Raw genomic sequence first — 14,873 nt, 5'->3', positions numbered from 1 at the left:
ATCACCTCATGTCGCGGAAACGGATCCCTTGCCCCGCATGGCGTCGACGCTCCAGGGGCCGGGGCCCGCGAACACCAGGTAGAGGAACACGAAGCAGTAGAGGATGGCCGCGTCGCCGCCGTTGTTGACCGGGAAGAGATCCTGCGGGGCGTGGGCGATCCAGTAGGCGAAGGCCATGGCGCCGGAGGCCAGGAAGGCCGCGGCCCGGGTCTGGAAACCGATCAGGATCAGTACCCCGCAGATGATCTCGATGAAGCCGGAGATCCCCGGCAGCGAGAAGGTCTCGACCACGCGGTCCGTTGGCGGGAAGCCGAGATGCTTCTGGGTGCCGTGCAAGAGGAAGATGAAGGCAGAGACGATCCGCAGCACGCTGAGCACACGTGGTGCCCATACCTTCTGGAGGTCTAGGGTGTTCATCGGCGCGTTCCTTGTCCATGGAGGGGTGAGCTAAGCGTGGCCCGCTTCGGTGCATCGGGCAAGGCGACGCAGGTGATGATGGCGATGCTCCGCAGGGTGATCGAGGAGCCAGGCGCTGCCTGAGCCGGTTGCGTCACCCCGCCGCCTTGATTCCGCTTGGCCCATTAACCGTTCGGGGGGATAGCCGCCGGGTCCATCCACATCGCCTCCCAGACGTGACCGTCGGGATCCGCCAGGTTGCGGTTGTACATGAAGCCGAGATCCTGAGGGGGATTGATATCGGCGGTGCCGCCCTTGGTGGCGGCCGCCTCGTTGAGGGCGTCGACCGCGTCGCGGCTATCGCACGACAGCGCGAGCATCACCTCGCTGGAGGTGGTCGGTGGGATCGGGCGGTTGGTGAAGGTGCGCCACTTGGCGTGGGTGAGCAGCATGACGTTGATCGCCTCGCTGCAGACCATGCAGGCCGCCGTCTCGTCGGTGAAGTGCGGGTTGTTCTCGAAGCCGAGGGCCTCGTAGAACGCCATCGAGGCGGCGAGGTCGGCAACGGGCAGGTTCACGAAGATCATGCGCGACATGGTGAGTCTCCATTGGTTGGTGCCATAGGGATAGTCGTTGGTGCTGTCTCCTGCCAGTCGAACGGGGCGTCGCGATTTCGACAGGGAGGGGGGCAGGCAATATTGAGGCCGGTGGGCGACACTTGTCGTGTACGCACCCACCGTCGACATCGGAGACGCGAACAAGAAGGCGGAGGGAGCACGCACGAGGGTTGATGATGACGACCGATGCTCTTCATCCGGGGCGGGTGGCCTTTCAGCGGCGGGCATGGGCGGATGCCTACGCCGAGCTGTCCGGCGCCGCCCGGGGGACCACGCTGGCGTTGGACGATCTCGAGCGACTCGCCATTGCCGCCTACCTGGTGGGCAAGGATGCCGAGAGCAACGACCTGTGGGCCCGGACGCATCAGGATGCGCTGGCCGCGGGCGATCTGGCGCGTGCGGCCCGCTGTGCGTTCTGGCTGGGCTTCGGGCTGCTCATGAGCGGCGAGAAGGCGCGAGGCGGCGCCTGGGTCGCGCGGGCCAGCCGCCTCATCGACGAGGAAGGGCTCGACTGTGTGGAAGCCGGCTACGTGCGGATCCCGGCTGCGCTCGGCAGCCTGGGAGCGGGCGATCACGCGGGAGCCCACGCCCTCTTTCGGCAGGCGGGTGAGCTCGGTCGCCGCTTCGGGGAGCCGAACCTGGTGGCCATGTCCTGCCTCGGCCAGGGTCAGGCGTTGATCGGCTCGGGGAAGATCCAGGCGGGGACCACCCTGCTGGACGAAGCCATGGTGGCGATGGACGCCGGCGAGCTCTCGCCCCTGGTCGCAGGGATCGTCTACTGCGGCGTGATCGAGACGTGCCAGCAGATCTTCGATCTGCGCCGGGCCCAGGAGTGGACGGCGGCGCTGACCCGGTGGTGCGAATCCCAGCCGGATCTGGTTCCCTATCGCGGACGCTGCCTGGTGCACCGGGCCGAGCTCATGCTGTTGCATGGCAGCTGGCCGGACGCCCAGCAGGAGGCGGAAAAGGCGTGCCATCGGCTCTGCGATCGGCCCGGGGAGGCCGCCACCGGCTATGCCTTCTACCTGTGCGGCGAGCTCCATCGTCTGCGTGGCGAGTGGCGCAAGGCCGAGCGGGCCTACGCGCAGGCCAGTCGCTGGGGGCATGCGCAGCAGCCCGGCCTGGCGCTCCTGCGGTTGGCCCAGGGCAAGGTCGACGCCGCCGAGGCGGCGATTCGACGGATCCTGGACGAGGCTAGCGGGGAGTCGAGCCGCGCCGCCATCCTGCCCGCCTATATCGAGATCATGCTCGCCGTGGAGGATATGCCGGCGGCCCAGGCCGGTGCCGATGAGCTTGCCGAGATGGCCGAGAGGCTCGACGCCCCCTTCCTGCGGGCCCTGGCGGCCGGCGCCCGGGGCGCGATCCGGCTGGCCGCGGGCGACCCCCGGGCGGCGCTGGGGTCCCTGCGTCAGGCCTGCCGGCTCTGGGAGGACCTGGAAGTCCCCTATGAGCTGGCCCGCACCCGGGGACTCATCGGGCGTGCCTGCGAGCGGCTCGGCGATGTCGATAGCGCCAGGATGGAGTTCGACACGGCCCGGTGGTATCTCCGGGAACTGGGCGCCTCACCCGAGCTGTCTCGCCTGCCGGCCCATGCCTGCGGAGGCACGGCCCCCCATCGCCACGGCCTGACTCCGCGTGAACTCCAGGTGCTGCGCCTGATTGCCTCCGGCAAGACCAACAAGGCCATCGCGCTCGAGCTTTGCGTCAGCGAGCGGACGATCGACCGCCACGTGGGCAACATCCTCGCCAAGCTCAACGTGCCGTCACGGACCGCGGCCACGGCCTATGCCTGCCAGCACCAGCTTATTTGACCCTCCTGCCTGGCGGAAGCTACCCAGTCGCCAAGTGAGGCCGAGTGGGTAGCTTCGCCGAGGCGCTGCCCGGTTTCCTGGCGCAGTCTTGAACTGTGGAGATGACCTCAACGAGGGGAGGGGGCGATCATGACCATCAACGACAGCACCATCCAGCACTTCCGGGACCGCTTGCGGGGACGGCTCGTCCTGCCGGAGCACGAGGCCTACGACGAGGCGCGCCGGGTGTTCAACGGCCTGATCGACCGACGCCCGGCCATGATCGTGCGGTGTGCCGGGGTGGCCGACGTGATCGCCGCCGTCGATTTCGCGCGGGAGGCGGCGCTGCCGATCGCCGTGCGTGGCGGTGGCCACAGCGTGCTGGGCAGCGCCGTCTGTGAAGATGGCCTGGTGATCGACCTGTCGCCGATGGCGAGCGTTTGGGTCGATCCTCGGCAACGCGTGGCGCGCGCCGAGGGCGGCGCCACCTGGGGGGACTTCGATCATGAGACCCAGGCCTTCGGCCTGGCGACCACCGGCGGCATCGTGCCCTCCACCGGCATCGCCGGGCTCACCCTGGGAGGCGGGATCGGCTATCTCAACCGCAAGCATGGCCTGGCCTGCGACAACCTGTTGTCTGCCGATGTGGTCACCGCGGAGGGACGCCTGGTGACGGCCAGTGCCGACGAGCATCCGGAGCTGTTCTGGGGCCTGCGCGGCGGCGGTGGCAACTTCGGCGTAGTGACGTCCTTCGCGTATCGGCTGCACCCGGTGGGGCCGGTGCTGGGCGGTGAACTCGTCTATCCCCTCGAGCGTGCCGGGGATGTCCTGCGCTTCTATCGTGACTGGTCCACTACCGCCCCCGATGAAGTGAGGGCGGATGCCACCCTGCTGTCCGGGCCCGAAGGCCCCGTACTGGACATCAAGATGTGCTATTGCGGGCCCCTCGAGGAGGGCGAGGCCGTGTTGCGGCCCATGCGCGCGTTCGGCGCTCCGCTGCTCGACAGCGTTGCGCCGGTCCCCTACGCCAGGGTGCAGAACCTGCTCACCGAGGTGTTCCAGCCCGGCCGGCTGCACTACTGGAAGGCCGGCTTCATGCGCGCGTTCGGCGACGACGCCATCGAGGCGCTGCTGGAATTCTTCGTCGCCGACACGCCCGCACCCTTCGCCGCGATCGCCATCGAACACCTGGGGGGCGCCGTCGGTCGCGTGGGCGCCCAGGACACCGCCTTCGCCTACCGGCAGGCGCAACATAGCGTCCTGGTGCTGCGGATGTGGCAGGATCCCGCGGACTCCGCGGCGAACATCGCCTGGGGACGCCGCTGCTTCCGCGCCGTGGCCCCCTTCCTGGAGGAGGGCGCGTACGTCAACTACCTGGGCGATGAGGGCGAGGCGAGGGTCAGGGCGGCCTATGGGGCCAACCACGCGCGGCTGGTCGCGCTGAAGAACGAGTACGATCCAGCGAATGTCTTTCGCTTCAATCAGAACATCACGCCTAGCCACCAGCACCCGTGACTCTCTTTGCCTCTCCGAGCCTCGGCGAGGAGTTCACTCCGGAGCTGCGCGAGCGGAAGAGCGTCAGCGTGCCAAGCTGTCGCAGATGGGCTGAACCGCCGGGGATTGTGGCGATACCGTGCCCTGGGGCCTAGGGTCATAGGGAGGGGCAGTCATCACCCTGGCTGCATGGGCACCGTATCGGGAAGGTGCGTTGCAAAGGGGGCTCGGGCCATCGGCACTCCGTGCATCGGCATTTCCCGTATGCAAGGGAGGCCAACCCAATGAAGAACGTGGGCCAGTCCGCTGATTACGCGGCCATTACGGCACGACAGAAGGAGACCTGGGCCGCAGGGGACTTCAACCAGATTGCTCGGCAGAACGTGTGCATGGCCGAGGCACTCTGCGATGCCGTCGATCTTCATGCCGGGGAGCGCGTGCTGGACGTGGCGTGCGGCAGCGGCACTGCGGCATTGGTCGCGTCGCGAAGGTATTGTGACGTCGTCGGGATCGACTATGTGGCCGCGTTGATCGAGCGTGCCAGACACCGGGCGGTTGCCGACGACCTGGACGCCGAATTCCATGTGGGAGATGCACAGGACCTGCCGTTTCCCGATGCGAGCTTCGACGCGGTGCTTTCGGTATATGGCGTGCAGTTCGCGCCTGACCAGGAGCAGGCGGCCAACGAGATGCTGCGGGTCTGCCGGCCGGGCGGAAGGATCGCGCTCGCCAGCCCGATCCCGGAGGGCTGGAGTGGCGACTTCTTCGCGACCAACGCCAAGTACGTACCCCCGCCGGCCGGGATCAAGCCGCCACTGCGCTGGGGGACGGAGGTCGGCTTGGAGGAGCTCCTCGGTGCCGGCACCCGCTCGATCAGTAGCGAGAAGCGAACGGCGCTGCAGTATTACCGCTCCATCGAGCATGCCGGGGATGTGTTCCTGAGGTACTTCGGCCCTGCCATCCGTGCCTCCCAGGCCGACTCGGGAAGGGGGCTGCGTGGCGACCTGGAGGCGGTGTTCGATAGGTACAATCGCGCGACCGATGGCACCGCGGTCATCGAAAACACCTATCTCCTGACCGTGGCGATCCGCGCCTGACGACTCTCCTCCGCGGCCTCACCTCGCTTGACCGGCCTTCCTCGTCAGAAACGCCCGTAGCAGGGCGATGACCTCGTCGGGGTGGCTGCGGGTCACCCAGTGGGAGCCGGGCAGGCGGGCGGTGCGCAGATCAGTGGCGTAGTCGCCAAGGTTGGCGTAGCCGGCCTCCGAGACGAAGGGGTCGCGCTCGGCGACGATCAGCTGCACCGGGCAGGTCACGCTGGCCTTGGGAGGCAACGGCGGTGGGTGCAGCACGTTCTGGCGGTAGAGCGCCATGGGGCCGAGCGCCATGGCCATCACCTGGTCGCGGGACTCCTCGAGCAGGGGATCGTCGGCCGGCACCCCGGCGAGGCGCAGCACCAGGCGCCAGGCGGGCACGCCGCCGAGGCGCCATAACCCCTCGCCCAGCGGCCAGGCCAGCAGCGGCAGGGTGTAGCTGGCGCGCAGCAGCTGCGCGACCACCGGCCACATGCGACGCGGGCTCAGGCTTCTCAGGCCCTCCAGCCCCCATTGGCGCCAGATCGCCAGGTGCGGCCCGGAGATGAAACTCCAGCTGAGTACTCGCTGGCCGTAGTCGGGGTGGGTGACATAGGACCAGCCGATCGTGGCGCCCCAGTCGTGGCCCACCAGGTGCAGCCGGTTCGCGCCCAGCACTCCGATCACCGCCTCGATGTCCGCGAGCAGCCGGTCGATGCGATAGCGTCGCGCCGGCTGACGCGGTTCCACGGCCGGGATGCCGGGCCAGTCCAGGCTGGCGACCCGGTGGTCGTCGGCCAGCGCCGTCATGATCTCCCGCCACATGCGCTGGCTGTCCGGATAGCCGTGCAGGAAGAGCACCAGGGGGCGCTCGGGGTTGCCGCCATGGCGCACGCGCAGCCGGTAGCCGGGGCGCTCGACCCAGGTCTCGGCGAGCCCGCTCACTCCGGCTCCGGCAGGGCGAAGGCGACGATGGCGTCGCCGGGATCGGAGAACACGTGCCCGCCTGCCGCCACCACCAGGAACTGGCGGCGCTCGGGGCCGAGCCGGTAGGTCAGGGGCGTGGCGTGGGCGGCGTAGGGGAGGTCGGCGCGCCACAGGGTCTCGCCGCTGGCCAGGTCGAAGGCGCGGATATAGCGGTCCGGGGTGGCGGCGATGAAGGCCAGGCCGCCGGCTGTGACGATGGGCCCGCCGACATTGGGCACGCCCCATTCGAGCCAGAACGGCCAGGGGGCCAGGCCGCGGGTGGAGCCCAGCGGCACCTCCCAGCGGATCTCGCCGGCGTCCAGGTCGACGGCGGTCAGCGTGCCCCAGGGCGGGGCGCTGCACGGCATGCCCAGTGGCGAGCTCAAGAGCTCCACGCTGACCGCATAGGGCGTGCCCCCCATCTCGCCGTAGAGCCGGTTGGCGCCGGCCAGCCCGCCGGCGTCGGTGCGGGTCTCCTCCTCGGGCAGGGCGTCGTACTCGTCGCGGGGGATCAGCCGCACCCCGGTGGGCACCCGCGACTGGTTGACCACCATCAGGTTGCGGCTCGGGTCGACGGCGCCGCTGCCCCAGTTGATGCCGCCGGTGGCGGCGGGGAAGACCACCGTGCCCTCGAGGCTCGGCGGAGTGTAGAGGCCTTCGGCGCGCCGCGACTCGATCTCGCGGCGGCAACGGCCGCGGTCCCAGAAGGTCAGGCCCCAGGCGTCGTCGGGGGTCAGTTGCGGCGGGAAGAGCGTCGGCGGGGTGACCGGGAAGGGCTGGGTGGGGGAGAGCCAGTCGCCCGGCGCCGGGTCCTGGGGCACCGGGCGCTCCTCGATGGGGTGCAGCGGCTCGCCGCTCTCGCGGTCGAGCACGAAGACGTGGCCGGTCTTGGTCGAGACGACCACCGCCGGCACCGGGCCCTCGGGCGTGTTCAGCTCGACCAGCGAGGGCTGGGCGCCGACGTCGTAGTCCCAGAGATCGTGGTGGACGGTCTGGAAGTGCCAGGCGACCTCGCCGGCGCGCTCGCCGCGGGTGTGCAGGGCGATCACCGACGAGGCGTAGTGATCGAGCCCGTTGCGCTGGCCTCCGAAGTAGTCCGGCGGGGCATTGCCGGTGGGCACGAACAGCAGGCCGCGCTCGGCGTCGGCGGCCATCGGTGCCCAGACGTTGGCGGTGGCACGGCGGTAGGGGCCTTCCGTAGAGGTGGCGGGCTGGTCCGGGGGGATCGGGTCCCAGGCCCAGGCGAGTTCGCCGGTGCGGGCGTCGAAGGCGCGCACCACCCCGGGCGGGGCGTCGGTGCGCACGTTGTCGGCGACCAGGGCGCCGACGATGACCAGGTCGTCGACCACCAGCGGCGCCGAGGTGACGTAGTACTCCCAGGGCGGCACGTCGTCGCCGAGGTCGTCACGCAGCGCCAGGCGGCCGGCCTCGCCGAACCCGGCGCAGGGGCGGCCGGTGGCGGCGTCCAGGGCGATCAGCTCGGCGTCCTGGGTACCGGTGAAGATCCGCTCCCGGCACTCGCCATCGTTCCCGTCATCGGCCTCGGCGTCCTGCCAGTGGGCGACGCCACGGCAGATCATCGGGTAGGCGCCGTGCAGCCGGCGCAGCCGCAGCTCGGGGTCGAAGGTCCAGAGCTCCTCGCCGGTCTCCGGGGCCAGGGCGATGACGCGGTTGTAGGGTGTGCAGAAGATCAGCCGCTCGCCCACCACGATGGGCGTGACCTGCAGCGAGGTGCGGGTCTGGGTCTCGTCGCCGAGGGCGACGTCGCCGCTCTCGTAGCGCCATACCTCCTCGAGGCGGGCGACGTTGTCGGGGCGGATCTGGTCGAGGGGCGAGTAGCGCAGGCCATCGAGGCCTTGACCGTAGTGGGGCCAGTCGGCCGTCGGGCCGCTCGTGTCGAGGGGCGGTGGCGGCCCATCGCAGCCGGCCGCGAACAGCAGCGTGGTGAAAAGCAGTCCCCCCCGGATCGCGCCTTGCCGTCGCATCCTGCCGCTCCTCCCTGAAGCCCCGGCATGCCTGGCCGAAAACCCCCTTGCTCGACTTGAAGCTAGTTCATAAGCCGCCCCCGGGCGAGGCATGACCCCATTCCCCGCCATCGGGAGCCGCCGGGAGCGGTGAGCGAAAAGTGGCGCCGGGCACGATCCCGTGCCGTACTGAGGAGGCACCGAACAACGATAACCGGGGCCCCTCCATGAGCAAGTCGTCCCTCCATCCGATCATCTATGTGCGTGGCTTCGCCAGGCTCGATGCCGAGATAGAAGACACCATCAACACGCCCTACATGGGCTTCAACCGCGGCGCCACCCGGGTGCGGCAGGGGCCGGGGGGCGAGCTCCACACCTTCATCTTCGAGTCGCCGGTGATCCGCCTGATGAAGGACTACGGCTACCGGGACGTCTACCAGGACGGTGCGGTCCACGAGGGCCGGCTGCCCCACACGAGCCTGCTGATCCACCGCTATTACGAGGACGCCGAGGGCGGCGGGCGGCGCCCGTCGATCATCGAGGCGGCCGGTGAGCTGTCGGCGCGGATCCTGTGGCTGCGCGAGCGGGTCTGCGGCGACGATACCGAGGCGCGGGCGGCCTTCAGGGTCTATCTGGTGGCCCACTCCATGGGCGGGCTGATCTGCCGCTGCCTGCTGCAGAACGACGCGGTGGGCGACCCCGCGGCCAAGGCCTGCGTCGACAAGGTGTTCACCTACGGCACGCCGCACAACGGTATCGAGATCGCCGGAATCAACGTGCCGCGCTTCCTGGGCATGTGGGACGTCAACAACTTCAACCGCGAGAGCATCGCCGACTTCCTGCGGCTCAGGCCTCGCAACGGGCGCGTCAACCACCTGGATGGGGATTTTCCGCCCGCGCGCTTCTTCTGCCTGGTGGGCACCAACCACCGGGACTACGAGGCCGTTCGCTTCGCGGTCGGAGCGTCGAGCGACGGCCTGGTGAAGATCGAGAATGCCTGGATCGAGGGGGCCCCCCGCGTGCACGCCTACCTCAGCCATAGCGGCCACTGCGGCATGGTCAACTCCGAGACGGGTTATCAGAACCTGACCCGCTTCCTGTTCGGCAATGCGCTGATGACGGCGCGGATGGTGGTGGAGCACCTGCCGCTGCCGCCCTCCGTGGAGCAGGCGAAGGAGGACGGTGACGCGATCGAGGGCAGCTACCTGTTCGAGTGCACGGTGACGCCACGGCTGTTTCCGCCGGTGGCGCTGTCGGATCGCCGCGACGAGCACGGTTCGGCGATCTTCCGCCGCTACGACGAGATGTGTCACCCGGATCGCGCCGGCCACGAGCACGCCCGGCACCCGGTGCTGTTCTCGGTCTACCTCGACAGCTCGAAGATCACGGTGAGCCAGGGCCGGACCATGCTGCTGGTGGCCGACATCGCCGTGCGCAGCACCGAGTTCAAGGTGGCCGGCCGCTGGTTCGTCAACCGTCGGGTGCCCGACGAGAACCTGTTCCGCGACAAGGTGGTGATCCTGGCCACCGCCGCCGGCGATGGCTGGCGGCTGCGCTACATCATGGGCGACGAGGACTGGGGCGAGGGGCGTGGACGCGCGGCCAGGGTGGACGACGACGGCGCCTCCTATGTGCCCCTGCGCAGCCGCAAGGGCTTCCGGGCACGGCTCTGCCTGGATATCGCCGCCTGGCAGTGAGCCAGTCCGGCATCCCGAGCGTTGACACATGCGCCTGACATGCCTCGGGAAACCGCGGGGCTCGTGAACCATACTGACAGGGCCGCGGTACCTCCTCACTTCCGGACTCAGGAGTTCACATGGCTTGTCATGACAAGGTGGTCATCCCCGATGAGCTGACAGTGATGGCATGCAGCGACGGGGCCTGCGGATGATGAGGGGGAGGGAGCTCGCGGTTTCATGACGCTGCTGCTGATCGTCACGCTGCCCCTGCTCGGTGCCCTGCTGACCTGGGCGACGACCCGCGCCGCGGACCTGCGGTTCTCGGCCGTCGTCGCGGCGCTGGCCCCGGTGGCGGTGCTGGCCCTGGTGCTGTCCCTGTTGCCCGCGATCCTGGCGGGTGAGGTCATCGCTGCCGAGTGGCGCTGGATCGACACCATCGGCCTCACGATCGCCTTCCGCATGGATGGGCTGGCGATGCTGTTCGCCCTGCTGATCGTCGGCATGGGCCTGCTGGTGATGCTGTATGCGCGCTACTACTTTGCCGGCAAGCACGGGGGAGCCCATTTCTATGCCCTGACGCTGGTGTTCATGGCGTCCATGCTCGGCATCGTCACCTCGGGCAACCTGCTGTTCATGCTGGTGTTCTGGGAAATGACGAGCCTGGTTTCGTTCCTGCTGATCGGCTTTCACTCGGATCAGCGCCCGGCGCGGCGTGGTGCCCGCCTGACCCTGGTGATCACCGGCGGCGGAGGGCTGGCGCTGATGGCCGGTGTCATCCTGATCGGCCAGGCGGTGGGCAGCTATCAGCTGAGCGACGTGCTGGCGGCCGGCGATACCCTGCGCGAGCACCGCCAGTATCCGTTGATCCTGTCCCTGGTGTTGCTGGGGGCCATGACCAAGTCCGCCCAGTTCCCTTTCCACCTGTGGCTGCCGCATGCCATGACCGCGCCCACGCCGGTGTCCGTCTATCTGCACTCGGCGACCATGGTCAAGGCGGGGATCTTTCTGCTGGCCCGGCTGCATCCGGTGCTGGCGGAAACGCCGCTCTGGCTGTACAGCGTCTCCAGCGTGGGCATGGCGACCCTGCTCACCGGTGCCTTCGTGGCGATGTTCAAGCACGACACCAAGGGGCTGCTGGCCTACTCCACCGTCAGCCATCTGGGGTTGATCACCCTGCTGCTGGGCATGGGCACCAGGATGGGGTTGATCGTGGGCCTGTTTCACCTGCTCAATCACGCCCTGTTCAAGGCGCCGCTGTTCATGATGGCGGGCATCGTCGAGCAGTCGACCGGCACGCGGGACATGCGCCGCATCAACGGCATGTGGCACTTCATGCCCTATCTCGGCGTGCTCACCGGCGTGGCCGCCGCCTCCATGGCCGGACTGCCGCTGCTCAACGGCTTCCTGAGCAAGAAGATGTTCTTTGCCGAGACCATGGTATCGCCGTTCACCGGCGTGCTGGCCTGGCTCACACCCTCCCTGGCGGCCGTGGCCGGCCTGCTGTCGGTCGCCTACTCGGCACGCATCTTCCATAACGTCTTCTTCAACGGAGCACCGCGGGACCTGCCCATCTGGCCCCCGAAGTCGCCGGGAGTGGGCATCCTGATCCCCGTGACGCTGCTCTCCGCCGCCTGCATCGTGGTCGGCATCGTGCCGCAATACGTGGTGCATACGCTGCTGAAGCTTGCCGCCGAGGCGGCGCTGGGTGGGGAATTGCCGCAGTACAATCTTGGCCTGTTGCACCGCTTCAACCTGCCGTTCCTGATGAGTGCCCTGGCGCTGACGGGCGGCCTCGCCATGTACGTGGCAAGACGGCAGCTTTTCGCCATCTATGACCGGCTGCCCGAGGTCGATGCCAAGGAAAATTTCGAGTGGCTGATGCTGCAGGCGGGGACCTTCGCCGAACGGCTGGTGCACCGCCTGGAAAACGGCTCGGTCCAGCGCTATATCGCGCTCGTGCTGCTCAGCGCCCTGATCACGATGGGCACCGCCCTCGCCGGCATGACCGAGTGGCGCGGTGCCGAGGTGCTGACTCCCCTCGATCCCATGACCGTATTCGGTACCGTGCTGCTGATGGCCTGCGCCCTGGGGGTGGCCGTCGGTCATCGCCACCGTTTCCTCGCCCTGTTGCTGACCGGGGCCGCCGGACTCTTCGTCACCCTCACCTTTGCCCGTTTCTCGGCGCCGGACCTGGCCTTGACGCAGCTGTCCGTGGAGGTGATGGCGGTGATCATCATGATGCTGGCCCTGTCCTTCCTGCCGCAGATGACGCCAGCGGAGTCCTCCGTGCCGCGTCGCGTGCGCGACCTCGCGCTCGCCGGCCTGAGTGGCCTGGGCATGGCCGTCGTGGCCTACGCGGTCATGACCCGCCCGACGCAGAGCATCTCCGGGTTCTTCCTGGCCCGTAGCGTCCCGGAGGGCGGCGGCAGCAATGTGGTCAATGTGATCCTGGTGGACTTCCGGGGCTTCGATACCCTCGGTGAAATCACGGTGCTGGGAATTGCCGCCGTGGCCGTCTTCGCCCTCACCCGCAACCTGCAACTCAAGGACCGGGTGCCGCAGGAGCGGGGGCAGTACTGGGCGTCCGAGCCCCATCCCATGATTCTCAGGATGATCGCCCGGCCCATCCTGCCGGTCACGATCATGGTGTCGGCCTACATCTTCCTGCGGGGGCACAACATGCCCGGAGGCGGCTTCATCGCGGGACTGATCACGGCCGTTGCCCTGTCGCTGCAATACATGGCGGGCAGCCTGGCCTGGGCCCATTCGTGCATGCTGACTCCCTTCCGCCCCCTGGTCGGGGGCGGCATCCTGCTGGCCGCACTCACCGGCCTGGGCAGCCTGGCAGCCGGCGCGCCTTTCCTGACCAGCTGGTTCGGGCACTATCGACTGCCGGTGCTGGGCGACTTCGAGCTTGTCACCGCGCTGCTGTTCGACCTCGGCGTGTTCATCACGGTGGTGGGGGCGACCATGCTGATCCTGGCCAACATGGGCAAGCTCATGACCCTGCAAGGGCCAGGGAAGGAGATCGGCTGATGGAAGTGCTGTTTGCCGCCGCCCTGGGCGTGCTGACGTTCTGCGGTGTCTACCTGATCCTGCGCGCCCGCACCTTTCCGGTGGTGTTGGGCCTGACCCTGCTGTCCCACGCCGTGAACCTGTTTCTCTTCGGCATGGGCCGCCTGACCCTGGAGGCGCCCCCCATCATCGGCGCGAGCAGCCATCATGCCGACCCGCTCCCCCAGGCCCTGGTGCTGACCGCCATCGTGATCGGCTTTGCCATGACCGCCTTCGTGGTCGTGCTGGCACTGCGTGCCGCGGTGGAACTGCGCAGCGACCATGTGGATGGGGTGGACCCGGACGAGGACTGGCGCCCATGAACCATCTGCTGATCCTGCCGGTGCTGATCCCGCTGTTGGCCGGCGCCTTCCTGGTGATCGCGTTCGCCGTCCCGCTGGCGCTGCAGCGCCTGATCAGCCTGCTCAGCACGGCGCTGCTCGTGCTGATCGCGTGGCTGCTGTTCGAGCAGGTCATGGCGGGGAATCATGTGCTGTATACGCTGGGGAACTGGTCGCCGCCGTTCGGGATTCTGCTGGTGGCGGATCGCCTCAGTGTGCTGATGCTGCTGATCACCGCCGTGCTGGCGGCGTTCTGCGCCCTGTACGCGGGCCGCGGGGACGACACCCGGGGTGCCCACTTCCACGCACTGCTGCAGTTCCAGCTGGCGGGCATCAACGGCGCCTTCCTCACCGGTGACCTGTTCAACCTGTTCGTCTGCTTCGAGATCCTGCTGATCGCGTCCTACGCCCTGCTGTTGCACGGCGGCGGCATCGCGCGCTGCCGGGCCAGCCTGCACTACGTGATTCTGAACCTGGTCGGCTCGGCGATGTTCATCATCGGGGTCGGCATCCTCTATGGGGTGACCGGTACCCTGAACATGGCGGACCTGGCGGTACGCGTGGCCAATGCCCCCGCCGCAGACCTGCCGTTGCTGACCGCGGCCTCGCTGCTGTTGCTGGTGGTGTTCGGCATCAAGGCGGCGCTCTTGCCCCTGCTGTTCTGGCTGCCCCGGGCCTACACCGCCGCCAGCGCCCCCGTCGCGGCGCTGTTCGCCATCATGACCAAGGTCGGCGTCTACGCCATGCTGCGTGTCTTCAGCCTGATCTTCGGCCTGGAAACGGGCCTGGTCGGCACCATCGCCTGGCAGTGGCTATGGCCGCTGGCGCTTGCCACCCTGGCGCTCGGTGGCATCGGGGTACTCGGGGCGATCAACCTGCGCAACCTGACCGCCTACATGGTCATCGTCTCGGTCGGGACCCTGCTGGCGACCCTGGCGCTGGGCAGCCGGGACGCCCTCGCTGCCGGGCTCTTCTACCTGATTCATTCCACCCTGATGACGGCGGCCTTCTTCCTGCTGGCCGACCTGATCGCCCGGCAACGCGGGGCAGCCGCCGACCATATGGTGATTGCGACGGCCATGGCGCATAAGCGTACCCTGGGGGCCGTGTATTTCGTCGGCGCCATCGCGCTTGCCGGCCTGCCGCCTTTCAGCGGCTTTGTCAGCAAGGTGTGGATCCTGCAGGTGGCCGGCGGCACGGACCGTCAGGCCTGGTTATGGCCGTTGCTGCTGATCGCCGCCTTCATGATCCTGATCGCCCTGAGCCGGGCCGGCAGCAAGTTCTTCTGGCGGCAGTCCGGTGAGCCCCCGCTGCGATTGCGGGTGGACCCGGCAAGGCTTGGCGTCGTGATCACGATGCTGCTGGGCAGTGTGGTGCTGTCGGTGGCCGCCACGCCCGTCATGTCGCTCATGCTGGATACCGCCGACGCCGTCCTGTCGCCCGGTGCCTATGTGGAGGCGGTCGAGGCGGCGGCTCGACAGACAGGGGAGGAACGCTGA

Annotated in this window: 11 protein-coding genes; 7 read left to right on the top strand and 4 right to left on the bottom strand. The window is 68.6% G+C overall.

Going from position 1 to position 14,873, the window contains the following annotated elements; all coding sequences use genetic code 11:
* Positions 1-6: 6 nt before the first annotated feature.
* Positions 7-417 carry a DoxX family protein gene (locus QLQ85_RS03175; protein WP_282737667.1) on the bottom strand — a complete coding sequence of 137 codons (411 nt, stop codon included), beginning with the start codon at positions 415-417 and terminating at the stop codon, positions 7-9.
* Positions 418-581: 164 nt separating this feature from the next.
* Positions 582-992: a VOC family protein gene (locus QLQ85_RS03170; RefSeq protein WP_282737666.1), complete on the bottom strand. Its 411-nt coding sequence runs from the start codon at positions 990-992 to the stop codon at positions 582-584.
* 194 nt (positions 993-1,186) lie between these two features.
* On the opposite strand from QLQ85_RS03170, the gene QLQ85_RS03165 reads away from it, so the two are divergent.
* The 3 genes from QLQ85_RS03165 (at position 1,187) to QLQ85_RS03155 (ending at position 5,394) form a co-directional block, all read left to right on the top strand.
* Complete coding sequence (locus tag QLQ85_RS03165; protein ID WP_282737665.1) at positions 1,187-2,824, top strand: helix-turn-helix transcriptional regulator; 1,638 nt, start codon at positions 1,187-1,189, stop codon at positions 2,822-2,824.
* A gap of 129 nt (positions 2,825-2,953) precedes the next feature.
* Positions 2,954-4,318: an FAD-binding oxidoreductase gene (locus tag QLQ85_RS03160; RefSeq protein ID WP_282737664.1), complete on the top strand. Its 1,365-nt coding sequence runs from the start codon at positions 2,954-2,956 to the stop codon at positions 4,316-4,318.
* Positions 4,319-4,581: 263 nt separating this feature from the next.
* On the top strand, positions 4,582-5,394 hold the full coding sequence (locus QLQ85_RS03155) for a class I SAM-dependent methyltransferase (protein ID WP_282737663.1): 813 nt from the start codon (positions 4,582-4,584) through the stop codon (positions 5,392-5,394).
* 18 nt (positions 5,395-5,412) lie between these two features.
* Here the strand turns inward: QLQ85_RS03155 and QLQ85_RS03150 are convergent, their stop codons facing one another.
* Together QLQ85_RS03150 and QLQ85_RS03145 are read right to left on the bottom strand one after the other, a co-directional pair.
* A complete protein-coding gene (locus QLQ85_RS03150) occupies positions 5,413-6,315 on the bottom strand; it encodes an alpha/beta fold hydrolase (RefSeq protein WP_282737662.1) in 903 nt (300 codons plus the stop codon).
* Positions 6,312-8,321 carry a pyrroloquinoline quinone-dependent dehydrogenase gene (locus tag QLQ85_RS03145; protein ID WP_282737661.1) on the bottom strand — a complete coding sequence of 670 codons (2,010 nt, stop codon included), beginning with the start codon at positions 8,319-8,321 and terminating at the stop codon, positions 6,312-6,314. The genes QLQ85_RS03150 and QLQ85_RS03145 overlap by 4 nt, the downstream gene beginning before the upstream one ends.
* 206 nt (positions 8,322-8,527) lie before the next feature.
* On the opposite strand from QLQ85_RS03145, the gene QLQ85_RS03140 reads away from it, so the two are divergent.
* From QLQ85_RS03140 to QLQ85_RS03125, 4 genes are all read left to right on the top strand, one after another.
* Positions 8,528-9,997 carry an esterase/lipase family protein gene (locus QLQ85_RS03140; protein ID WP_282737660.1) on the top strand — a complete coding sequence of 490 codons (1,470 nt, stop codon included), beginning with the start codon at positions 8,528-8,530 and terminating at the stop codon, positions 9,995-9,997.
* Positions 9,998-10,216: 219 nt separating this feature from the next.
* A complete protein-coding gene (locus QLQ85_RS03135; RefSeq protein WP_282737659.1) occupies positions 10,217-13,015 on the top strand; it encodes a monovalent cation/H+ antiporter subunit A in 2,799 nt (932 codons plus the stop codon).
* Positions 13,015-13,356, top strand: a complete 342-nt coding sequence (locus QLQ85_RS03130; protein WP_282737658.1) for a Na+/H+ antiporter subunit C — start codon at positions 13,015-13,017, stop codon at positions 13,354-13,356. Before QLQ85_RS03135 ends, QLQ85_RS03130 begins: the two co-directional genes overlap by 1 nt.
* The gene (locus QLQ85_RS03125) at positions 13,353-14,873 is read left to right on the top strand and encodes a monovalent cation/H+ antiporter subunit D (RefSeq protein WP_282737657.1); all 1,521 of its coding nucleotides are present in this window, start codon (positions 13,353-13,355) and stop codon (positions 14,871-14,873) included. Before QLQ85_RS03130 ends, QLQ85_RS03125 begins: the two co-directional genes overlap by 4 nt.

Origin of the sequence: Halomonas kalidii (genome assembly GCF_030010475.1) — a bacterium.
Taxonomy (GTDB): domain Bacteria; phylum Pseudomonadota; class Gammaproteobacteria; order Pseudomonadales; family Halomonadaceae; genus Halomonas; species Halomonas heilongjiangensis.
Note: the sequence above shows the minus strand (reverse complement) of the source record. Positions and strands in the feature narration are given on the sequence as shown.